The sequence below is a fragment of the Actinoplanes sp. NPDC049668 genome (genome assembly GCF_044465445.1).
Taxonomy (GTDB): domain Bacteria; phylum Actinomycetota; class Actinomycetes; order Mycobacteriales; family Micromonosporaceae; genus Actinoplanes.
This window is the reverse complement of record NZ_JBITLR010000006.1, coordinates 507,953-529,630: the sequence shown is the minus strand read 5'-3', so window position 1 is coordinate 529,630 and position 21,678 is coordinate 507,953. Positions and strand designations below refer to the sequence as shown.

The 21,678-nt window shown below is 69.4% G+C and carries 17 protein-coding genes; 12 read left to right on the top strand and 5 right to left on the bottom strand.

From position 1 onward, the window contains the following. Window positions 1–209: 209 nt before the first annotated feature. Window positions 210–1,139 carry a chlorophyllase/cutinase-like alpha/beta fold protein gene (locus ACIBSW_RS26990; RefSeq protein WP_354719811.1) on the bottom strand — a complete coding sequence of 310 codons (930 nt, stop codon included), beginning with the start codon at window positions 1,137–1,139 and terminating at the stop codon, window positions 210–212. A gap of 270 nt (window positions 1,140–1,409) precedes the next feature. On the opposite strand from ACIBSW_RS26990, the gene ACIBSW_RS26985 reads away from it, so the two are divergent. Beyond that, window positions 1,410–2,843, top strand: coding sequence for an MFS transporter (locus tag ACIBSW_RS26985; protein WP_354719809.1), 1,434 nt, complete (start codon window positions 1,410–1,412; stop codon window positions 2,841–2,843). Window positions 2,844–3,026: 183 nt separating this feature from the next. Here the strand turns inward: ACIBSW_RS26985 and ACIBSW_RS26980 are convergent, their stop codons facing one another. Beyond that, on the bottom strand, window positions 3,027–5,984 hold the full coding sequence (locus ACIBSW_RS26980; protein WP_354719807.1) for a hypothetical protein: 2,958 nt from the start codon (window positions 5,982–5,984) through the stop codon (window positions 3,027–3,029). A gap of 545 nt (window positions 5,985–6,529) precedes the next feature. Here ACIBSW_RS26980 and ACIBSW_RS26975 point away from each other — a divergent pair. Both ACIBSW_RS26975 and ACIBSW_RS26970 read left to right on the top strand, forming a co-directional pair. Further along, window positions 6,530–7,564: a hypothetical protein gene (locus tag ACIBSW_RS26975; protein WP_354719805.1), complete on the top strand. Its 1,035-nt coding sequence runs from the start codon at window positions 6,530–6,532 to the stop codon at window positions 7,562–7,564. Between the two features lie 80 nt (window positions 7,565–7,644). Continuing rightward, on the top strand, window positions 7,645–8,253 hold the full coding sequence (locus tag ACIBSW_RS26970; RefSeq protein WP_354719803.1) for a response regulator transcription factor: 609 nt from the start codon (window positions 7,645–7,647) through the stop codon (window positions 8,251–8,253). 49 nt (window positions 8,254–8,302) lie between these two features. Here the strand turns inward: ACIBSW_RS26970 and ACIBSW_RS26965 are convergent, their stop codons facing one another. Together ACIBSW_RS26965 and ACIBSW_RS26960 are read right to left on the bottom strand one after the other, a co-directional pair. After that, window positions 8,303–8,728: a hypothetical protein gene (locus tag ACIBSW_RS26965; protein ID WP_354719801.1), complete on the bottom strand. Its 426-nt coding sequence runs from the start codon at window positions 8,726–8,728 to the stop codon at window positions 8,303–8,305. Window positions 8,729–9,122: 394 nt separating this feature from the next. Beyond that, window positions 9,123–10,142 carry a hypothetical protein gene (locus ACIBSW_RS26960; protein WP_354719799.1) on the bottom strand — a complete coding sequence of 340 codons (1,020 nt, stop codon included), beginning with the start codon at window positions 10,140–10,142 and terminating at the stop codon, window positions 9,123–9,125. A 144-nt stretch (window positions 10,143–10,286) separates the two neighbouring features. On the opposite strand from ACIBSW_RS26960, the gene ACIBSW_RS26955 reads away from it, so the two are divergent. The 5 genes from ACIBSW_RS26955 to ACIBSW_RS26935 all read left to right on the top strand — a co-directional run bounded on the left by ACIBSW_RS26955 (window position 10,287) and on the right by ACIBSW_RS26935 (window position 15,696). After that, entirely contained in the window at window positions 10,287–10,673 is a 387-nt protein-coding gene (locus ACIBSW_RS26955; RefSeq protein WP_354719797.1) for a YbaB/EbfC family nucleoid-associated protein, read from the top strand. Next, window positions 10,670–10,999, top strand: coding sequence for a hypothetical protein (locus ACIBSW_RS26950; protein ID WP_354719795.1), 330 nt, complete (start codon window positions 10,670–10,672; stop codon window positions 10,997–10,999). The genes ACIBSW_RS26955 and ACIBSW_RS26950 overlap by 4 nt, the downstream gene beginning before the upstream one ends. Then, window positions 10,996–12,198, top strand: a complete 1,203-nt coding sequence (locus ACIBSW_RS26945) for a hypothetical protein (RefSeq protein WP_354719793.1) — start codon at window positions 10,996–10,998, stop codon at window positions 12,196–12,198. The genes ACIBSW_RS26950 and ACIBSW_RS26945 overlap by 4 nt, the downstream gene beginning before the upstream one ends. Then, complete coding sequence (locus ACIBSW_RS26940) at window positions 12,195–12,443, top strand: hypothetical protein (protein WP_354719791.1); 249 nt, start codon at window positions 12,195–12,197, stop codon at window positions 12,441–12,443. The genes ACIBSW_RS26945 and ACIBSW_RS26940 overlap by 4 nt, the downstream gene beginning before the upstream one ends. A 241-nt stretch (window positions 12,444–12,684) precedes the next feature. Continuing rightward, window positions 12,685–15,696 carry an ExeM/NucH family extracellular endonuclease gene (locus ACIBSW_RS26935; protein WP_354719789.1) on the top strand — a complete coding sequence of 1,004 codons (3,012 nt, stop codon included), beginning with the start codon at window positions 12,685–12,687 and terminating at the stop codon, window positions 15,694–15,696. Window positions 15,697–15,753: 57 nt separating this feature from the next. Here ACIBSW_RS26935 and ACIBSW_RS26930 read toward each other — a convergent pair whose 3' ends face one another. Further along, entirely contained in the window at window positions 15,754–17,286 is a 1,533-nt protein-coding gene (locus ACIBSW_RS26930; RefSeq protein ID WP_354719787.1) for a DEAD/DEAH box helicase family protein, read from the bottom strand. 224 nt (window positions 17,287–17,510) lie between these two features. On the opposite strand from ACIBSW_RS26930, the gene ACIBSW_RS26925 reads away from it, so the two are divergent. The 4 genes from ACIBSW_RS26925 to ACIBSW_RS26910 all read left to right on the top strand — a co-directional run bounded on the left by ACIBSW_RS26925 (window position 17,511) and on the right by ACIBSW_RS26910 (window position 21,676). After that, complete coding sequence (locus ACIBSW_RS26925) at window positions 17,511–19,019, top strand: class I SAM-dependent methyltransferase (RefSeq protein ID WP_354719785.1); 1,509 nt, start codon at window positions 17,511–17,513, stop codon at window positions 19,017–19,019. A gap of 39 nt (window positions 19,020–19,058) precedes the next feature. Further along, on the top strand, window positions 19,059–19,559 hold the full coding sequence (locus ACIBSW_RS26920) for an SRPBCC family protein (protein WP_354719783.1): 501 nt from the start codon (window positions 19,059–19,061) through the stop codon (window positions 19,557–19,559). Window positions 19,560–19,626: 67 nt separating this feature from the next. After that, window positions 19,627–20,928 (top strand): ATP-binding protein, encoded by a 1,302-nt coding sequence (locus tag ACIBSW_RS26915; protein WP_354719781.1) that lies wholly within the window; start codon window positions 19,627–19,629, stop codon window positions 20,926–20,928. Between the two features lie 4 nt (window positions 20,929–20,932). Next, a complete protein-coding gene (locus ACIBSW_RS26910; RefSeq protein ID WP_404799465.1) occupies window positions 20,933–21,676 on the top strand; it encodes an EAL domain-containing protein in 744 nt (247 codons plus the stop codon). Window positions 21,677–21,678: the final 2 nt, after the last annotated feature.

The following is a 21,678-nucleotide window of genomic DNA, read 5'->3' as shown; positions in this document are numbered from 1 at the left end:
TGCCTTCCGGTGCCATCGAGTCCGCCGGTGACCGTTCCGTCGCTGGTCGGAGGACATGCGGAGCATTTCGCGCATACGCGACCCTGCCTACCCGACGGTGACCGCTGGTACCCGGCGCTGATCTCGGGTCCTATTCGCTCGTGAAGCACATTTGGTGCCTCCACCGGTCACCTGTCACCGGACGGGTTGGCCCGTGGAGGAGGTCCGGGCTATCGGACCACCTGGGTGGTGACATTGCGGTCGACGACGTCGCCGAGCCCGTAGACCCAGGCCCGGGCTGCCGGGTCGCCGAGTTGCGCGCGCAACCAGAGCGCACCCCACCGGGCGCAGGTGGCCACGCTGACCGCCTGGTCCAGCGTCTGCGGCGCCGTCTCCGGGCGGGCGCCGGGTGGGTTCTGAACGTCGGTCACGCCGTAGTGGTTCGCGCCTTGCAGGTCGACGTAGAGCTTCGGCGGCGCCTGCAGCGCCTGGAATGTGGCGAGGCCGTTGGCCGGGCTCGCGATGCCGTCGGTGCTGCCCTGGATCAGCGCGACCGGGACCAGGTTGGCGACCGGCGGCACCGCCGGGCCGCCCGGACCGACGTTGTTGGTGCCGAAGAACGCCGCCGCGCGCAGCTGCGCCGGAGCCGGGGTCGGCACGTCGCTGAACGGCGGCGTGCTCAGGCCGGTGGTCAGCCCGAGACCGGCGGCGCCACCGAAGGAGTGGCCGAACAGCAGCAGCGTGGCCACATCGAGCGCGCCGGCGACCGGCGATCCGGCCCGGCCCTGCTCCGCGACCGCCCAGTCGACGGTCCACTGCGCCTGCGCGCCGACGACGAAGAGGCCGGGCTGGCCGTACAGAACCCGGAAATGGTTAGGCACGACCACCACGAAGCCGTACCCGGCGACCTGGCGGGCGAGTTCCGCGTACTGGCCTTTGTCCACGTTGGCGCCCTGCAACACCAGCACGACCGGCCAGGGCCGGGGCGGCGACGGGGTGACCGGATGGTAGACATCGGCGGGGTCCGGACCGATCGTGGTGGCGAAGACACCCACCTCTCGCTGCGCGGCCCCGGCCGCACGTGGGGCCAGCAGCGTGCCGGCGACCACCGCGGCTCCGGCGGTGGCGAGCAGTCGGCGACGGGATAGGTCGGCGGGCATGATGCCTCCCAGGGCAGTGTCGTCGGTGATCGGACTTCCACAACGGAACATCGATAGGCGCGCACGGTCAGCCACGCCGCCGCGATCAGGACCGCCGGCGCCGCGGTGTTGGTGGTCTGCTCGAACAGGCCGACTCTGACTGATTGGTTCCCCTAGCGAAACGCTGTTTCCAGAACATACACTCGGCGGCAGCACCGCGATAGGGCCGCAAGCCGCCCGTCCAGGCTGCGCCGACGCCGGCCGGCTCGTACATCTCCACGAAGGAATCCGATGACGCAGAGCGCGGTGGATGACCAGCGGGATGTGATCGCGTACGGCGGACGGCCGCCGGTGCGGGTGCGACGCGGGACGGCTGCGCCGTTCGGGTGGTGGCCGGCGATCGTGGTGGCGCTCGTCGCACTGATCGACCGGATCGAGTACAACCTGCTCGCCGGGGCGCTGCCGCGAATCCAGGCGGAGTTCGGGTTCAGCGACGCCGCCGCGGGCGCGATCCCGACCGCGGGGGCGCTGGCCGCCGTGGTGCTGCTGCTGCCCGCCGGCCGGCTCGCCGACACCGGCAAGCGCACCTGGATCATCGCCAGCGTCGTCGCGGTGTGGGCGCTGCTCACCGTCGGCACCGGCCTGACCGGCACGTACGCGGTGCTGTTCGGGGTACGGGTGCTGCTCGGCGCGGCCGGCCAGCTCTACAACCCGCCGGCGGCCAGCCTGCTCGGCGACCTCTACCCGGGATCGAGCCGCGCCCGGGCGTACGGGTTGGAGCGGGCCGCGTACTTCTCGGGTCTGCCGATCGGGGTGATCGCGGGCGGTGCGCTGGCCGACGCGTTCGGCTGGCGGACCGGGTTCTTCCTGGTCGCCGTTCCCGGCGTACTGATCGCGATGCTGGTGCTCACCATCCGCGAGCCGGTGCGCGGCCTGGGCGACCGCCTCTCCCGCTGGTACGCCGACCCGGCGGTGTCCCCCAATCCAGTCACGCCCGTGGACGTCACCGCAACGGCGGTCGAGGCGCACCGCGCGGCTAGGGCCCCCGCGGCGCCAGCCGGGTCGATGTGGGCGCAACTGCGAGCGCTGCTGCGGATCCGGACGCTTCGTTTGGTGGTGATCGGGCTCAGCATCCTGTTCTTCGGCCTGGGCGGCACCTTCTTCTGGATGCCGTCCTTCTACGAGCGCGCGTTCTTCCCCGGTGACGAGGCAGCCTCCGCGGCGCTTGCCGGGGGCAGCGGCCTGGTCGGCATCGTCGCCGGCATCGCGCTCGGCAGCTGGCTCGGCGACCGCTGGCACGGCCGGCGGCCGGGCTGGCGGGTGGCGCTGGGCGGCTGGTCGCTGCTGGTGGGCACGGCCGCGCTCGCCGTCGCGGTCAGCGTGCCGGTGCTCGCGGTCAACGCCACCTTCTTCACCCTGGCCAACGTCGGCTTCGCGGGCGCGATCGCCAACCTGACCGCCGCGAACGCCGACGTGGTTGCGGCGCAGCGCCGTGGCCTGGGCTTCGCCGTGCTGCAGTTCGTGGTCACCCTCGGCGGCGCGTTCGGGCCTTGGCTCGTCGGCGTCGCCTCCACCGCTCTGAACGACGGCGGTGCCACGCCCGGCGACTCACTTCGCTACGCCTTCTGGGTGGTGGTGGCCCCACTGCTCGCCGGCAGCCTGGTCGTCCTCGCCGGCCGCACCAGCTACGACCGCGACGCCGCCCGCGCCCTGTCCGCCGCATAGCCACAGCGCGGCTGGAGGCCAAACTCAGTCGTCTACCCAATCTCGGTGTCGGGACCGGTCCGGTCGGCAGGCCCAGTGTCGCGGAACAGCGTGGCCGTTCACCTGTGTGGACTGGCCACGACGCGAGCCAGGCAGAAACGGCCGTGGCCATTGGCCACGGCCGTTCATGTCACACCTGTCGGGCTATCGAGTGAAGGTCAGATACACCCAAGGGCTGATGGTCGTGGCGTTCAGGGAGTCGCCCGAGGAACCCTTCACGTACGCCGACCGCATTCGCAGGCGCAGACCGCTGTCGTGTGGCGGACCCAGCGTCACCAGCGAGCGGCCGCTCGCTTCGAGAGTGAAGTACTGCGAGCCTGCGTCGCGCCACTTGCCCTTTGCGTACACCTCTAGCTCGAGGCGCTGGGCGCGACCCTTGTACGCAGTCATCGTGGTGGTGAAGCGCGGGTCCTTCGACTTGCGGAAGTAGTGGTACTTCTTCGAGCCGATCTTGCCGGTCTTGTAGTGCCCGGCGACCGCGACGGACACCTTGACCTTGGCGTAGGCCGTGGCCTTCGCCGTCCTCGGGCCCGTACGCGTATCGCCGGCGAAGACGGCGGTCAGCGTGGTGTTCCGGGTCATCCAGACGGTGGCCGACAGCTGCCCCTTGCTGTTGACCTTGCCCTTCTTCACCAGCTTCTTCGCTTTGTCGCCGCCATACGGGTCGGCCCAGATCTCGACGACCCGGTTCTGGTACGTCTTGCCGAGCTTGGCGGTGAACACGACCTTCTTGTTGTACGTGTGCGTCTTGCCGTTGCCGTCAAGGGTCAGGGTCGTGGCGTCCTTGGCGACGCTGGTGGTGCCGGCCACGGAGGCCGCGATGTGCTTGGGGTCGCCGGCGTACGACACCCGGTAGGTGACTTTGCCACCGGCGTACGGGATGTCGGTGAACGAGAACCGGTTGTTCGCCCCCAGTGCCTTGCTGCCGAGCGGCTTACCTTTCGGGGTTTCCTCGTCGACGCGGATGACCGCCAGCGGGGTGCCGGCCGGCAACGGAACGGAGGCGGTGAGCGTGCCCGAGACGGTGAGCGACTTCCCCCGCTTGGCGCTGGCCGGAACATCGATCGTCATGGTCGTGACAGATTTGGCCGGGTCCACCAGCGCCTGCAGGATGAACTCCTGCCGGGAATTCTCCGCCACCGCGAACAGCCGGCTGCCACCCGGTTCCCAGGCGAGTCCCTGCCCGACCAGGTTGTCGGCGCCGGTGATGTCGGGGTCCGTGTCCGGCAGATCGATGACCCGGATCGGCTCGACCGAACCACCCGGATAGACGTACACCTCGGGCCAGTACGACATGTTGCCGTAGCCGATGGCCAGCGTCTCGTCTGCCGCCATCGCCAGCGCGTTCGAGCCGCCGGAAGACGAGTAGGAGGTCAACAGCGACATGTCCGAGGTCTTCCAGACCCAGGTGCCGTCGCCGTTGGCGGTGAACAGCCGGCTTCCGTCCGGGGAAAGGGCCAGGTCGTTAATCCACGGCTTGTCGGCGCCCACGGCGGTACGGATCGCGGTGCCGCTCGACACGTCGTACACGGAAGTCTTGCCCACGCCGCCGGCGGCGAGCAGGTTCGGGGCGCCCGCGACCGTGGCGAGTCGCGGTGGGCTCGGCCAACCGGACGTGTCCTGGGCGAGTGCCACCGCGGGTTGGCTCCCGGCGATGTCCACCGAACCGACGTTGCCGCCGCCGTCGTCGCCGTACCCGAACCAGATTTTGCCTGGGGTGGTCGCCACGTGCATCGGGGTCGTGTCGTCACCGGTCGGATAGCGGGCAGCCTCGGTCACCGTGTCGGTGGCGATGGACACCACGGCGTCGGCGCCGGGCACGGCCGCGTAAAGGTGCGCCGAGTCTGCGGCCAGCGCAAGCCCTTGCACGCCCGGCAGGTTACGCCGGACGCCGAGTACCTTGCCGGTGAAGTCCGCCGCGACGATCGTCGAGTTCCGCGCGTCGCTGACGAAGATTCGCTGGTGGACGCCATCGACGACGAAGTCGGACACCGTCTCCACCGGCAGCCCTGGGCGCGGCAGCGGGTCCGGGTCGGGCGTGGTCGGGTCGGTCAGGACACGCAGGGAGAAGACGTTCAGGGAGTTGCTCGTGACGGCGAACAACCGATCGGTGCCACCCGGCTCCCAGGCGAGGCCCTCGCCCGCGAGTGTGTCTGCACCGCTGCTGGTGCCGGTGTTCGGAAACTCGTACCTACGCACGGCCGTCATCGAGCCCGGCGCGAAGACGTGCACGTCAGGGTTGTACCAGCTGTCGCTGCCGGTGGCGACCGTGCCGTCGTCGGCGACCGCCACGGCGTTGGCGTACCACTCGGTGCGATAGGTCCCCGCGGTGGAAAGCTGCGGGACCTTCCAAACCTCGTGGGACCCGCCGGCCCGCGCGGTGATGAGACGCTTGCCGTCGGGGGTGAAGGCGAGGTCTTCCGTACGGCCGTAGCCGGGCGTCTTCACCGCGGTCCGCCGGGCCGCGCCGGTGGATACGTCGAAAACAGCGACCCGGCCGGCCGTCTCGGAGTACGCGGACTCCCCTGCGGCGAGCACGCCGGGGGTCGCTGGTGTGGCGGCGAGCCTGGGCGCGGCCAGCCACGGCGTGTCCTTGTCCTGCTCGAGAAGCACAGTGGGAGCTGCGTCGGCCAGATCGAGCGAACCGATGCCGGCCTTCGTGGCGCCGTCCTCAGGTCCCGACCCGTCGTATCCGAACCAGAGCAGATCCCCGGCGTACGCAAGGAACTTGGGGCCGGTGCCCTTTCCGGTGTCGTACCGTGCGGTCTCGGTGAGGGTCTCGGTCGCCAAGGACACGATGGAGTCGGCACCGCGCACTGCTCCGTAAAGGGTCTTCGCGTCCGGCGAAAGGCTGATGCCGGCCACCCCGGGCAGAACGCTTCGGGTGGCGATGACCGTTCCGTCATAGCCCGTCGCGACGATCTTGCCGGCCTGCGGATCGCTAATGAAGATCTGCTTGTGCACGCCGTCAACGACGACCCCACCTACCGATGAGATCGGCAACCTGACTGCCGCGTCGGCAAAGGCCGGCTGGCCGGAGGCGACCAGGGAGACACCGGCGATGAGGACCGCTCCGGCGGCTGCGCCGATTTTTGTGCGCATGTAGTTATGAACCCCCGTAAAAGCGTTCCCCAAGATCCATATGCCAGCCGAGAGCATAAGGCAGCCATTCACGGTCGTGAGGCCCACGGGGCTATTAGTTGCGCTACGGCCCTGTCGTGACGGCGTGCGGCCCGCGACCGTCACGCGGTGCGGGCGCAAAATGCGTGGCCAGGCACTCCAGGCGGACCTGCCGTCGGCTTTCTGGCCGTGACCATGGGTCGCGTGTGCACTGAGGACGCTATGTCCGCCTACGAGGCGAACCAACGAGACTGGCGGAACGCGCGACATCCTTGAGCGCAACGAACACCCCGCGCCCAGTTCGTTCACCACGCCGCGAGGCGGCTGGCCTGCTGGGGCCCCATCTCCCGACCCGTCGCGGTCGCCGCCCGGGCGAAGGACCTCGACAGTGGACACCTTCAGCCGACCTCGCCTTGCTGGCCGGGGTGCCGCAGGACCTCGCGGTACCCGGCCTGGATGGTACGACCGCTCCCGTCCCGAGCGCACCAATGTGTGTCAGCTTGCCGGGAACGGGTAACCAAGTCTGAATGCGGAGCGAAATTGCGCAAGGAGAGGACGGTGCTCCCGGGGTCGCCCGGCGCATCGTTCGGCTGCTTGTGCTGCTCGGCGTGGTCGTGGCGGTCTACCTGGTACTCAGCCTCTTCGATCGCGCCGCCCGGGCCGATGTTGGGTCGATCGATGAAATCGGCGCAACGGATCCGGTCGCCTCGGTCACGGCCGCAGGTGCCAAGAAGGCCATTTCGACACCGAAGTCACCCGCTCCGAAGGTCCACCCGCAGAGGATCCACCGGCCGGTCACCAAGATGCCCAAGGTCCATCCGCCGAAGATCCAGACGGCGGAGAAGATCTCCGCACCGAAGATCCAGAAGCCCAAAGGGATCCAAAACCAGGTATCGAGGAAGATCCCGGCGTCGGGCAGCCGCGACGGTGGGCTGGTCCGGCGGGTTCAGGCCCGGACATCGGAACTCCGTCAGCGCACGTCCGATGCGGTCCGAGGCGCTGCCCGAGCCACGATGCCCCCGGCAGGGATGGCGGTCGTCCGGCAGAAACTTTCGACCCCGGTCGAGCCCATTGCCGTACCAAGGTTCGCCGATCTGGCGCAGGCCGCCCTCGCCTCTTGGACGCAGCTGCCCGATCAACTTCCCGCGTTGCCGCAGCAACCCAGGCTGCCGCAGGCCCACTTCCCCGCATTGCCCCAGCAGCCCAGGCTGCCCGAGGCCCGAACTACGGCGTCACCCATCGCCCCTGTGCCGCACCTGCCGGCGGCGTGCCCAATCCCGCAATCGTCGGCCTCCACGCCGGCACCCGGCTTGTCCGGCGTGACCAAGCCGCCGGCAGCACAGCCTCAATCACGAACAGCGCCTCTCCCGGCGCCGGCGCGCCAGCCGGCCGACCACTCAACCCCCACCGGGCAAGCACGTGACTCCGGTGGCGGAAACGCGCCCGCGATAGGCACCGTCTCGTCGGCGTGGCGGCCCGAGGTGGCGGCCGCCGAACGTCGCCTACCCACCGATCTCATCGCCCGCGGGCGCACCGTCCGCTACGCGGGCCCTCCCAGCTGAACGAACTCCCGCAGGGATCCGGAAACCGGCCGGCACCAGTTCGGCCGTCCCGAAGCTTTGACCCTGGCTGGGAGGCCATCGTGATCCGCATTCTGCTCGTCGAACCCATGAATCTGCTCCGCGGCGCCCTGGTAGCGACTTTGTCCCTGGAGGAAGACCTCGAGGTGATCGCCGACCTGGGCACCCTCAACCAGGCGCCGGACATGGCCCGCGCGGCACCGCCGGACGTGGCCGTGGTCAACATCGCCCTGCTCGCCGGCGACGGCCTGGCCATGCTCGCCCGGCTCACCGCAGAGCAGCCCGATTGCGCCACCTTGCTGCTGGCCGGCCCGGACGAGCCCGGTCTCCTCAACCGCGCGCTCAACCTGCGCATCGACGGGGTCGTCGGCAACCAGGCCGCCCCCTGTGAGCTGATCCGCGGCATCCGCCGGCTCGTCCGCGGCGAGCGGGTCATCGACGCGAGCCTGGCCGTGGCGATGGTGACAGCACCGCGTAGTCCACTGTCGCCGCGCGAGCTGAACGTACTGAGCGTGGCCGCCTCAGGAGTGCCGTCCACGGAGGTCGCCGCCGCGCTGCACCTGAGCGCCGGCACCGTGCGCAACTACATCTCGGCGATCCTCCGCAAGACCGGCGCCCGCAACCGCCTGGAGGCGGTCCGTCTCGCCGAGGGCGCCGGCTGGTTCCAATGACGGCGACGCAGCCGCACCTGAAGAGGTGCGGCTGCGTCGGAGGTACCGGTCAGAGCTGGCCGAGCAGCGCCAGGATGGCGTTGAGCAGTGCGGCCAGTCCACCCGCGGTGGGGGTGCCGTCGAGCAGGTGAACGATCGCGCACAGCAGGTTCCCGAGCAGGTTGCCGGGCGCCTGCACCGCGTTGATCACCAGGTGCACCTGGTTCAGGTCGATCACCAGGCCGAGCAGGTCAAGGTGCAGCGGCCCAAGAACCAGGTTCAACACCTGACACGTCGCCGCCGCGACGGTCACCGGCATGCTCACGGTACGGGTGACGGTGCCGATGGTGTCGCCGGACGAGTCGCTGACCGTGCCGGTGAGTACGCCGGTGGCCAGCAGATTCCCGTTCCGCGACGAGAACCCCGTCGGGGTGAAGGTACCGGCGAAGGAGCCGTTGTCGCCCGTGCCGGTGATCGGTGTGGCGAGGGCGGTCACGGGTGGCGCAGCCGCCGCGGCACTTGGGGCGGCACTGGCCACACCGGCACCCGCAAAGCTGAGCCCCAACGCCGCAAGCAACGTTACGACGATCATCGAAAGCCTAGTCCGAGATGTCATCGTTCCTCCTGCTGATCATGATCCGCGTGACTTCTGCTGTCATCGATAAGCCTCGCTGCCTGGGTGGGCTCAACCCAGTGAGTGCTGTCATCGGCTGACGGTGAGCGGAGTCAGGGGGATCGCTGACAATCGTCATGTTTGCCGCACGATGAAGGCGTTACCGGCCGGCCAGAGGAACCTCGCCCAGCGGTGATAGCAGATCGGCAGTCTGGCCCAAGCGTTGTGGAACCGACCGGGTGCCTTATCGGCCGACCGTCGAGCTCAGCGGGGCGTGTCAGTTCCAGCCGGTTGCGGTGACGGCGACCGTGTGGCAGTCCTCGCAGAGGTAGAGGCTGCGCCAGCCGTCGCCGTAATCACGGATGTGGTGGGACACGGTGGCGGTGTGGAACATCAGGCGCTTGCAGGACGGACACGACGGGTTCGGGTAGATGCCGAGCGGCGGACCGCCGACCGTTCCGACCACGCCCGGCGTCAGGTCGACGTGCCCGTTGCAATAGACCAGATCGGGACCGTACGGCCGAAGCACCGCTCGACCGGTCGTCGGGTCACCGCCGATCTCGTCGTCCGTTTCGTCCTCGAAGACGGCCTGCTCGCCCTGGTATCGGCCGTCGCTGTCGACGTCGGCGAACAGCGTCCACATGCACCAGGAGTTGAGGCCGATCAGGTGCGCATGGGTGGCCGGCCACGCAGGCAGCCCGGGTATGTCGGCGAGCCGAAGTGACAGGTAGTGCCAGCTGACCGGGCTCGTCGACGGGTCCCGGACGACCCGGTCGAGCGGCTGGCCGACCGGGTGATCGGCGGCGGGAAAGCTGCCGGCCTCCAGCGTGATGACCTGCCGGTGTGGGGTGAATCTGTACTCCGCGGGGCCGGCGGGCGGGATCCAGATGCCGGACTCCTGGTAGACCTCCCGGTCACCGCCCTGCCGCACGTCGTCGGCGATCGCAACCCGGGCGGCGTCGGTGCCGATCGCGGACAGCGCCCACGCCTCCCCGAACGACCACCGGTCACGCAGCCGCCGGTAAAGGATCTCCACACCCCGATCGGAAGCTCCGTCGAACAACACCCGCAAGTCAGCAAAACTCAGGTCGAGACGGGCCAGGAGGCGTGGGTCGGCGATGACTGCCTCCTGATAAGGCTGGAACCATTCGGGCCGAGTCCCGGCCAGATAGGCGAAATGGGTGCCGAGCCAGGCCGGCTCCCGGTCGCCTCGGGAAAGATGCCCCACGAGAGCGGCGACGTCGTCGGGGCTGTCCAGCGGGATCGGTTCCCCGCCCTGCAGCGGCTTGATCGGCACGGTGGGGACGCTAGCACCGGGGTCCGACACCCGAGGGGGCTCAGCCGTCGTTCATGTCGACCGCGCCTGGATAGTCGCTTCGAGGGTTCGTGGCTGGCAGCGGCTCGGTAGCCTCGACGATAGCCATCGATGGGGGTGTGTCTCATGAGCGACATCGATGCCGCCGAGGAGTGGCTGGATTCCTGGGTCGGGCAGGTGAACGCGCAGGCGCAGCGCAGTGTTGAGCTTTCCCGCCGGGTGGCCGCGTTGACCGCGTCGGCGCAGGGCCGCGACGGAGCGATCCGGGTTACGGTCGGTTCGGCCGGCCAGGTGGAAAGCCTCGACCTCGACAATCGAGTGCACGAGGTGCCTGGCCCGCGCCTCGCGGAGGAGATCATGTCAGTGATCCGGCGCGCCCAGGCCGCCCTGTCCGGCCGGGTGGCCGAACAGGTCCGGGCGACAGTCGGTGAGGACTCCGAGACCGGCCGGGCCGTCCTGCAATCCTTCGAGTCCCGGTTCCCGGCCCCGACAGACGGGGAGCAGGACCGGTGAGCGGCAGTGTCGAGTTCCCGGCCGCAGCGGTACTCCAGCACGCCGCCGCGGTCAGCGAGGCGTCTGATCGCATGGCGCAGGCGAAAGCCGCGGTCCACGAGGTCACCATGGACAGCCAGGCCTACGGACAGCTCTGCCAATTCCTGCCAGGCCTGCTCAGTCCCGTCTTCGCCAGCACCCTCGAGGTCATAAACGACGCCGTCGACGCCCTGACCGAGACAGCGCTGAAACTGCACGCGACCGCCGCAGCCATGGACACCACCGATTCCGGCAGCGCCGACCGGTTGAAGAGCGCCGCAAGCCCGGGCCTCGACCTGCCGCTGTGAGCGACAACCCGCTGGTCGCCGCGCCAGTCAGCTCGACCACCTGGTACACCGGACTGGGCCTGGTCGAAGACGCCGCGCAGATCAGTAGCGGCATCCACGACAACAGCTGGGTCGACACCACCCTCGGCGGAGTCGGCGGCAGCCTCGACACCCTCGCCCTGGTGATCGACCCGGTCGGCTCGCTGGTCGCCTGGGGCGTCAGCTGGCTGATGGAACACGTCCAACCGCTGAAGGACGCCCTCGACTGGCTCGCCGGGAACCCGGACGAGATCGCCGCGCACGCCGCCACCTGGCGCAACGTGTCCGCCTCCGTCACCGACACCCACCACCAGCACACCGCCGCCGTCCAAACCCAGACCACCGACTGGCTCGGCGCATCCGGCGACGCCTACCGCAACCACGCCGGCCAGCAACTCGACGCCATCGCCGGCATCGCCACCGCCACGCAGGCGATCTCCTACGCCGTCGAAGGCGCCGGCCTGCTCGTCGCCCTGGTCCGCGGCATCGTCCGCGACCTCATCGCCCAGTTCGTCGCCACCCTCGCCGCACGGCTACCGCAATGGCTCGCCGCGGAAGGCCTCACCCTCGGCATCGCCACCCCAGTCGTCGTCAGCCAAGTCGCCGTCCTGGTCGCCAAATGGACCAACAGAATCCAAGGCTTCATCCGCGCCCTCCTCAACAGCCTGCGCCGACTCAACGGCAAACTCGGCGACCTCACCGGCGTCATCGACCGCCTCAAGCAAGCACTACAGCGGCTAAGCCGCTCCGACCCGGCGAGCGAAGCAGCCGTCGTGCCACCCGCAGACGTCGTTCTGCACTCGCGGTCCGGTGCCTTGTCGAATCGCGAGGTCCTCGAACAGGACATCGGTCTGCCCCGCACCCCGGAGACGATCCAGCACTACGCCGAGCTGGCCGGCGTGGACTTCCGCGGGGCTCCGGTCGAGGCTGTGGAGAGCGCGGACGACATCGCCTACCTCGACTTCCAGGGCGCCATTGCCAGAACCGACTCCTTAGGGGTGCAGCTCGGGCCGGCGGCCTTCCAAGACGAGGAAACGTTGGTGCGGACGCTGGCACACGAAAGTGTGCACGTGCTCCAACATCAACAGGGCCGGGTCAACACACTGACCGGGCCGTTGGAGGATGAGGCGTACGCGGCGGAGGACGGCTTCGTCGATACCTGGAGGAGAAACCGCGAATGATCCGGCTCACCGTCGAGAGCGTGCACCGCGTGTCGAGTCGCCCCTGGGTCTTCGTAACCGGTCGGCTCGAGGGCGGCGAGTTGTGCATCGGCGACGAACTGACGGTGGCGCACGGTGATGTGCCCGTGGCCTCCGCTGTGGTTCGGTCCATCGAGCTTCACAGCCCGCCGGGAACGACCACGGTCGCCATCGACGCGGACCTCGCCGACTCGGTCCAGGGCGGCACTGTACTTCTTCGCGGCTGAAGATAAGCGCATCGGGTCATCGCACCCCAATTCCGGCGCGGAGAAGTTGCAATTCGATCGACACCTTTGATCGGGCGCCCGCGGCAGGTAATAGTTTGCCGATGGGTCGCCTGCCGCTTGGTTTACCGCAAGTGAGGCCGACAACAATCCAGACCCATCCAAGCCAGTCATCCTGGAGGTCCGGTCCGTGTCCCGTGCGCTAATCAGGCGAATCACCATAGGAGCCCTGCCACTATCCATAGTGGTAGTCGCCGCCGCAGCACCCCTAACCCCCGCATTCGCCAACCCGGCGGGAACCGGGCTGATCATCAACGAGGTCTACGTCAACGGCGGCTCCTCCGGCGCCAGCTACCTGAACAAGTTCGTCGAGCTCTACAACCCGACGTCGGCCGCCCTGCCGCTGACCGGCAACACCCTGCAGTACCGGGCGGCCACCAGCACGGTCGTGCCCAGCGGCTCCCAGGTCTTCGCCCTGTCCGGAACCGTCGCCCCGCACGGCCACTTCCTGATCCAGCTGCCCAGCAACAACGCGAGCACCAACCCGGGTGAGCCGCTGCCCACCCCCGACCTGACCACCAGCGTCAACCCGGGCGCGGCCGGCGGAACGCTCTACCTCGCCGCGAGCACGACCGGCGTCCTACCCACCGACGCCGCGGTCGTCGACAAGCTCGGCTGGGGCACCAGCAACTCGCCGGAGGGCGCCGCCGCGACCGGCAACTCGCTGGTCCTGAGCTACCAGCGGGCCGCGACCGGCGCGGACACGGACAACAACAGCGCCGACTTCACCGCGGCCACGCCGACGCCGCGGAATTCCGGCGGCGGCACCGCGACGGTCGCGGTGACCGACCCGGGCACCCAGAACGCCATCGCCGGCCAGGCCATCGCGCCGCTGACTCTGGCGGCCACCGGCGGCGCCGCGCCGTACACCTGGACCGGGACCGGCCTGCCCGCCGGCCTTGCGGTCTCCCCCGCCGGCGTCCTTTCCGGTACGCCGACCGACGCCGGCACCTCGAGCGTGACGGTGACGGCGACCGACTCGGGCGGTGCGACCGGCTCGGCGTCGTTCACCTTCCAGGTGGGGGCCGCGCCGGTCACGGCATCGATCGCCGAGATCCAGGGCACGAACACCGACCTTTCCCCGTACGCGGGGAAGAGCGTGACCACGACCGGCGTCGTCACCGCGGCGTACCCGGTCGGGGGTTTGAATGGTTTCTTCCTGGAGAGCGGTGGCCCGGACCTGACGCCGGGGGCCTCGGACGCGGTTTTCGTCTTCGGTTCGATCTCGGCCGGGCAGGTTGCCGTCGGTGACAGCGTGCGCGTGACCGGGTCGGTCACGGAGTTCCAGGGGCTGACCGAGATCACCTGGCCGACGGTCACGAAGCTCGCCGACCCGCTGCCGGCGGTCGTCGCGGAGACCCTGCCGTGGGCCGCTCTCGACACCGATGCCGAGAAGGAGGCGTACGAGGGTGAGCTGATCGTGCCGCAGGGCGCGTTCACCGTGTCGGACAACTACGACACGAACTTCTACGGCTCGTTCACGCTGGCCGCCGGCGACAAGCCGCTGCGGCAGCCGACCGACGCCGGGCGGGCCGGCAGCGCCGCGGCGCAGGCCGTGGTCGCCGACAACGCGGCTCGCATGGTCACTCTCGATGACGGCTCGAGCGTGAACTACAGCAGCGCGGCGAACTCCGGCAAGCCGCTGCCGTGGCTGACGGCCGGCAACACCGCCAGCGTCGGCTCGAAGGTGAGCTTCCACCAGCCGGTGATCCTGGACTACCGCTTCTCGCTGTGGAACCTGCAGCCGCTGCGGCAGGTCACCGACGACGGCGCGGCGGTCGCGACGTTCAGCGACACCCGGGCCGGCAAGCAGCGGCCGGCCGCGCTGCAGGGCACCAGGATCGCCACGTTCAACGTGCAGAACTACTTCCCGATGACCGGCGAGGAGTATGTGACGCGGGGCCTCGGCACCTGCACGTACTACAACGACCGGGCCGGCAACCACATCACGGTGAACCGGTGCTCCGGCCCCGGCAACTCGCCCGGCCCGCGCGGTGCCGCCGACGCCGTCAGCTTCGCCCGCCAGCAGGCGAAGATCATTACCGGCATCAACCGGCTCGGCGCGAGCATCGTCTCGCTCGAGGAGGTCGAGAACTCGGCGTGGTTCGGCGAGGACCGGGACAGCGCGCTCGCCGGGCTGGTCGACGCGCTCAACGCCGCGGCGGGCTCGGCGGTGTGGGCGTACGCTCCGTCGCCGTCCGCCGACAAGCTGCCGCCGCTCGCCCAGCAGGATGTGATCCGGACGGCCTTCATCTACAAGCCGGCCGAGGTCTCGCTGGTCGGGGAGCCGGCGGTGCTGTCAACCGAGTCGGACGAGGGCGAGCCTTTCTCGATCGCTCGGGAGCCGGACGCGCACGGCTTCAAGAAGGCCGGCGCCAGCGACCTCGACGCGTTCGTGGTCGTCTCCAACCACTGGAAGTCCAAGGGCAGCGGCACCCCGCTCTACGACGGCGACGCCGAGGACACCTCGTCGCCCGCCAACAACCAGGGCGCGTTCAACGCGACCCGGGTGCGCGAGGCGCAGGCCGTGGTGACGTTCGCGAACGAGGTCGCGGCGGGCCTCGGCACGACCCGGATCTTCCTGGTCGGCGACTTCAACTCGTACACCCACGAGGACCCGATGCACGTCCTGTACGAGGCCGGCTACACCGACCTGGGCAGCAGGTACGACCCGAACGAGCACACATACGGGTTCAACAACCTGCAGGGCTCGCTCGACCACGTGCTGGCCAGCCCGACCGCCTTGGCGCTGGTCACCGGGGCGGACGTCTGGCAGATCAACGCGCAGGAGGCGGTCGCGTACAACTACAGCCGCTACAACTACAACGCCACGCTGCTCTTCGACGGCACCGACCCGTTCGCGGCCTCCGACCACGACCCGGTCCTCGTCGGCCTGAACCTGCCGTCGACCCCGGCGTGGAACGCCACGAAGATCTACCAGGCCGGCGACACGGTGGCCTACCAGGGCGCGATCTACCGGGCCCTGTGGTGGACGATCTGGCAGGCGCCGGGCAACCCGTACGGCTCCTGGGAAGAGATCGCGACGGCCGCGGACGGCACCGCGATCTGGACACCGTCGCGCATCTTCACCGGCGGCGATACGGTCGTCCACCAGGGTAAGAAGTACGTCGCCAAGTGGTGGACCCGCAACCAGGTCCCGGGCAAGCCGTACAGCCCCTGGAAGGCGGCCGGCTAGCTTGGCCGACGATGCGGCCCGGGGTCAGCAGACCCCGGGCCGCTCGTGCCTTGTGCATCAACTGATGTGCCACTCCAGTAGTTCGGTGGCCCTCGCCGCGCGGCCGAAATACTTGACCTCCTGGGCCACCTCGGTAAGTGCTTCACGGAAGTCCTTGTGCGCGTCGTTGCCCGGATCCTCGGCCGTGCCTCGGACGAATGCCACGAAGAAGGTGGCTGGGCCGCCGCCGCTCTTGGGTCGGATCACGCGCCCCAGTCGCTGAATCATCTGTCGCTTGCTGCTGCTGGCGGCCATGACGATGCCGAGATCCGCCTCCGGGACATCGATGCCCTCGTCGAGAACCTTCGGTGCGGTCAGCACCGCCACCCGGCCCTGTCTGAAGTCATCCAGGCGTCGCCGGCGTTCGGCCTTTGGCAGCGCGCTGGTCATCGACGTCGCCGGCACGCCGCAGGCCGTCAGGACCTCGGCGGACCGCACTGCGCAAACCTTCGACTCGCCGAATACCAGTCCACGGTTGGCGACAGCGAACGCCGGCGCGAGATCGGCGAGCAGCCCGTACTTGCTCTGGCAGTCGGCAAGCGTTCGGCGGCGCATGCTGAATGCCGCCAGATATTTTCGGGCAACCCGGCATGCGGCGGCGTGGACGTTGTCGGGCTGTGCCAGCCGGTTCACGGCCTTGATGAACTCGCCGAAAGGCTCCGCCGGACATCCGTGGTCGAAGACAAGCCGATTTCGGGCATCCTTCATACGGCTTTCGCACTCGTCGTGTCGTTCGCGCTCGGCGGCGGTGAAGTCGGCGCCCACGAATGCGATCCGGAACGGCGCGAGGATGCTGTCGGCCAAGCCACGCTGGTAGCTGCACGACGCCACGACCGGCCCGAAGTACGGCATGAGGTTCTGCTCGAGCAGGTCATCCTCGCGGGTGAAGGTGGCGGTCAGGCCAAGGCGTGCGCCGAAACCGCCGCTCAGCGCGCGAGCGAAGAACGGCGCTCCGTAGCGGTGCACCTCGTCGGCCACGATCAGTGCGGGATACCCGCGTGGCACGACCGGGTCGATGGCGGCCGAGTTGACGACGGCGACCACGACGTCATGGTCGGACAGCGAGTCTCGGTGCCCGCTCCCCAGGCGGCCGATCCGCAGCGTCGGCAGGTCACGCCGGAGCACGGCGTGCCACTGTTCGAGCAATTCCGTACCCGGCACCAGGATGAGCACTCGTTCGCCGGCGTCCACCGCCTCCGCCGCCGCGAGGATCCCGACGGTGGTCTTGCCCGTGCCGGTGACGGCCTCGACGACGCCTCGCCGGCCTTCGGCCCGCCATGCGGCCAGTGCCTCGCGCTGCCATGCCCGTGGCTCGTTGCCCGCATAGCTACTACCGCGCCTCCTGGTTTCGCCCGCCAGGCGCCAGCGCGGAGGAGTGGCCCCGTCGCAGGCGAAATTCGCTCGGCCACGGTATAGCGTTTGATTGATTTGCCGGGTATCGATTCCGCGCAGACCCAGGCGCGTCAACCCGCGCTGCAGCTCGTGCTTGTCCTGCCCAGGCGCGACCGTCAGCAATTGTCGCAATGCGAGCCTCAACGTCTCGTGCCCCATGCGTCAGCCCCTGTTCGCCAAGCGTTCCGTTCGCCAATTAAGCACGTGCTCGAATTGACAAACGAATCGCCGGCACGTCCACGCACCGCCGATCAGGGTCGACTCCGACACCGAAAAGGATCACGCCTATCGGACAAATGGTGGAGTCCGGGCGGTCGTGGCCGTACCACCGTCGTACGGTGAGACCATCAAGATCCAGTCCATGCCACCTACACCTGGAAACCATGAGCATCGAATACATCCTCTTCCCCGGTCGTCATCACCTGCTCACCCGGTTTCAGGCCGAGCACCTCGGACGGCTCTGTGCGGGTGGGAGGGCGACGGTGGTCTGGGCGGTCACCTCGGCCAACCACGAGAACACCAAGCGCAACCCGGTTCCGTATCACCGGCGTGAGGCGGCTATCGAGCGCTTCAGCGTCCTGACCGGGCTGCGGTCGGTCGTCGTGCCGGTCTTCGACACCGCGCCGACCGAGCGGTTCGCCGAGGTGACGCTGAAGAACATCGCGGTGGCGACCGGCCTCGACCTGCATCCGGGCAACACCGTGGTGGCCTGCTCCACGCCGGCGGTCGCGGAGCTGTACGAGCGGCTCGGTTTCGGTATCGACCCGGTGGAGGCCGGCCGGGACCCGGCGCCGGAGCGGCCCTGGGACGTGCTGCTGCGACTCGCCGCGGGCGACCCGGCCTGGCTCGACCTGGCCCATCCGGCCACCGTCGACGTCTACGAGCGGTACCGCCTGGTGGAGACGGTGCGGTCGGTGGTCAACGACCCGGTGGTCGGCGACGAGGGCGGACTCACCCCGAACCGCGATTACCGTACGTACGCCGAGGCGTTCGCGGACAGCGCGCAGCGCAAGTGGAAGCTCGTGCACGAGCATGTCCGGCCGGGCCGGATCGTCGACATCGGCTGCGGTGCGGGCGCGGTCCTGGAGCTGGCCGACCGGGACCCGGCCCTGCGCGAGAGCGACCTGATCGGCGTCGAGGTGGCCCGGCACCTCTACGAGGAGTGCGTGCACAAGAAGGCACAGGGCGCGTTCACCAACGCCAACGTGTACTTCTACCGCCGCAACGTCCTCGGCGGCGCGGTCTTCCCCGACCGGTCGATCGACACGACGCTGACCTTCGCGCTGACCCACGAGATCTGGTCCTACGGCGAGCGGGCCGCCTCGATGCGGCGATTCGTCCAGGCCATCTACGACCAGACGGCGCCCGGCGGGGTCTGGATCAACAGCGACGTCTGCGGCCCGGACGGCCGCGACCGTCAGGTGCGCCTGCGATTGCGTGCCGACGACGGCGGCAACCCTGTGGGCGTACGGGAAAATCTTGCGCAGGTGCCGGCGCGGGAGGTGGCCGAGTATGTCGGTGGTCTGTCGACCAGGGCGCGGTTCGATCAGTTCGCGGTCGACTACCGGTTTCCGTTCGACTATTCCGCGGACGGCGACACGATCACGCTGGGTTTCGCGGACGCGATGGATTTCCTGACGCGCAAGGACTACACCGACAACTGGCTCTCGGAGACGCGCGAGCAGTTCTGCGGGCTCGAGTTCGCCGACTGGAAGCAGCTGCTGACCGACGTGGGCTTCGAGATCGACTCGGCCAGCCGCACCAGCCGTAACGACTGGATCGTCGAGCACCGGATCGCCCCGGTCGCGACCCTGACCGGCCTGGACGGGACACCGATCGACTGGCCGGTCACGCACGTCCTCCTCGTCGCCCGCCGTCCCCTCAACACCTGAGCCACCGGTCGGCGTGCGTGGCGGGTCGATAATGACCGCATGCCTGTCGTTGAAGCGACCATCGTCGTTCCCGTGCCGCCGGATGTGGCGTTCGCCGTGTCGCAGACCACCGCGCCGGTGCGGTACCGGTGGGATCCGTTCGTGCGCGAGCAGCACTTCGTCGACGGCGCCACCCGGCCCGGCAAGGGCGTGCGGACCTTCACCAGGTCGCGGCACGGCATCTCGATGGTCAGCGAGTACGTGTCGTTCCAGCCGCCGACCAACGTCGGCATGAAGATGGTGCGCGGGCCGTGGTTCTTCGAGATGTTCGGCGGCGGTTGGCGCTTCGTGGCCGCACCGGAGCGGCCCGGTCACACCGTCGCCACCTGGCGGTACAACTTCCGGTGCCGGCCCGCCGTGCTGCGACCGGTCGCCGACCGGATCGGCCGGTGGCTGCTCGGCCGCGACATCCGCCGGCGGATCGCCGGGTACGCGCGGGGCTGCGAGGATCCGGCCGTGCTCGCCGCGGCCCGCCAGGCTCTCGACGAGCGGGCCGCCTAGCCGCGGATCGAACGCTTACCTGCCGCAGATCGAACATGAAGCTGTCGCAAATCGAATATCATCGGGCATGCCTTCGCCTCATCTGATCCCTCGCCGCGTCTCGGCGCAGGTGGACGCCGCGCTGGCCGACACCCGGGTCGTGCTGATCAGCGGGGCGCGCCAGACCGGCAAGAGCACCCTCGTGCGCGTCGTCGCCGGCGATCGGCCCGCCGAGCGGCGTGACCTCGACCGGGCGCAGGACAGGGCGGCCGCGATCGCCGACCCGATCGGCTTCGTCGACTCCGCGGAGCTGCTGGCGATCGATGAGATTCAGCGGGCCCCGGAGCTGCTGCTGGCCATCAAGGCCGCCGTCGACGAGGACCCGCGGCCCGGCCGGTTCCTGCTCACCGGGTCGTCGCGGCTGTTCGGCATGGTCGCCGCGCCCGACGCGCTCCCGGGGCGGATGGAAACCATCGAGCTCTGGCCGTTCTCACAGGGCGAGCTGGACGGCGAGCCGGACGGCTTCATCGACGCCGTCTTCGCGCTCGGACCGGAGCTGCGGCACGAGTCGGCCGTGACCCGCGCCGACTACGCCGCCCGGATCGTGCGCGGCGGACTTCCGGAGGCGACGGCCCGCGGCGACGTGCGGCGCCGCCAGCGGTTCCTCGACGCGTACGTGCAGGCGCTCATCGACCGGGACGTGCGGCAGTTGTCCGACATTCAGCGCAAGGGCGAGCTGCGCAAGCTGGTGCGGCTGCTGGCCGGCAGGTCCGCGACCATCATCGCCGCGAACTCGCTCGAGTCCGCGCTGGGGCTGAGCCGGCCGACGATCGCGCGTTACCTCCAGGCCCTGGAGGAGATCTTCCTGGTCAAGCGGATACCTGGGTGGTCGCGCAATCTCGGCACCCGGGCGACGGCCGCGCCGAAGCTGGTCTTCGTCGACTCGGGCATCGCCGCCGGCGAGATCGCCGTCGACGGGCGGGCGCTGCTGCGGCCCGGGGCGCCGTTCGGGCCGCTGCTCGAGTCGTTCGTCCTGTCGGAGCTGTCCCGGCAGCTCACCTGGTCCGGGCGGCAGGCCGAGCTCTCGCACTACCGGGACCACAGCAAGTTCGAGGTCGACGCGGTGCTCGAGGACAGGTCTGGCCGCGTCGTCGGCATCGAGGTCAAGGCGGCCTCGACGGTCGGGGCCGACGACTTCCGCGGGCTGCGCCGGCTCGCCGAGCGACTCGGCGACGACTTCGTCTGCGGCGTGGTGCTCTACACCGGCGGCTCGACGTTGCCGTTCGGCGACCGGCTGCGGGCCATGCCGGTCAGCGCGCTGTGGCAGGTCGGCCCTTCGGACGTCTTGACTGGCGCTGCACCTGGTCTTGAGGTTCGCGGCGCACAGTAACCACATGAACACCGAGCCGCTGACCTCCGCCACCAAACAGGTCCTCCGTAGCGTGCTCGACCACCGCGCCATCCACCTCGCGTTCCAACCCGTCGTCCAACTCCACGACGGCCTCGTCCGCGGCTACGAAGCCCTCGCCCGCTTCGACCACCAACACTTCACCAGCCCCGTACACGCCTTCGCCGCCGCCAACGCCGCCGGCCTCGGCGTCGAACTCGAACTCCTCGCCGCCCAAACCGCCTTCCAACGCCTCGACGACATGCCACCCGGCGCCTGGCTCAGCATCAACCTCTCCGTCGAAGCCCTCACCACCCCCGCCGTCACCACCCTGCTCCTCACCCACGCCCACCGCGGCATCACCATCGAACTCACCGAACACACCCAGGTCAGCGACTACCACGCCCTCAACCAAGTCACCGACCAACTCCGCGCCGCCGGCATCCTCATCGCCGTCGACGACGCCGGCGCCGGCTACGCCAGCCTCAGCCACGTCCTGCAACTACGCCCCGACATCATCAAACTCGACATCACCCTCGTCCGAGACATCGACACCGACCCCATCCGCACCGCCCTCGCCCGCGCCCTGGCCACCTTCGCCCGCGAAACCGGCGCCATGCTCATCGCCGAAGGCATCGAAACCCACGCCGAACACGAAAAACTCCGCTCCCTCGGCATCGAACTCGGCCAGGGCTACTACATGGCCCGCCCCGGACCACTACCCAGCCGCCACATCGAACCGCTGCTGTAGCT

Coding starts and splice junctions, on each gene's coding strand:
- ACIBSW_RS26985 (WP_354719809.1), top strand. CDS start 1,410: ATGACGCAGAGCGCGGTGGATGACCAGCGGGATGTGATCGCGTACGGC.
- ACIBSW_RS26940 (WP_354719791.1), top strand. CDS start 12,195: ATGATCCGGCTCACCGTCGAGAGCGTGCACCGCGTGTCGAGTCGCCCC.
- ACIBSW_RS26915 (WP_354719781.1), top strand. CDS start 19,627: ATGCCTTCGCCTCATCTGATCCCTCGCCGCGTCTCGGCGCAGGTGGAC.
- ACIBSW_RS26920 (WP_354719783.1), top strand. CDS start 19,059: ATGCCTGTCGTTGAAGCGACCATCGTCGTTCCCGTGCCGCCGGATGTG.
- ACIBSW_RS26990 (WP_354719811.1), bottom strand. CDS start 1,139: ATGCCCGCCGACCTATCCCGTCGCCGACTGCTCGCCACCGCCGGAGCC.
- ACIBSW_RS26910 (WP_404799465.1), top strand. CDS start 20,933: ATGAACACCGAGCCGCTGACCTCCGCCACCAAACAGGTCCTCCGTAGC.
- ACIBSW_RS26930 (WP_354719787.1), bottom strand. CDS start 17,286: ATGGGGCACGAGACGTTGAGGCTCGCATTGCGACAATTGCTGACGGTC.
- ACIBSW_RS26955 (WP_354719797.1), top strand. CDS start 10,287: ATGAGCGACATCGATGCCGCCGAGGAGTGGCTGGATTCCTGGGTCGGG.
- ACIBSW_RS26925 (WP_354719785.1), top strand. CDS start 17,511: ATGAGCATCGAATACATCCTCTTCCCCGGTCGTCATCACCTGCTCACC.
- ACIBSW_RS26975 (WP_354719805.1), top strand. CDS start 6,530: ATGCGGAGCGAAATTGCGCAAGGAGAGGACGGTGCTCCCGGGGTCGCC.
- ACIBSW_RS26980 (WP_354719807.1), bottom strand. CDS start 5,984: ATGCGCACAAAAATCGGCGCAGCCGCCGGAGCGGTCCTCATCGCCGGT.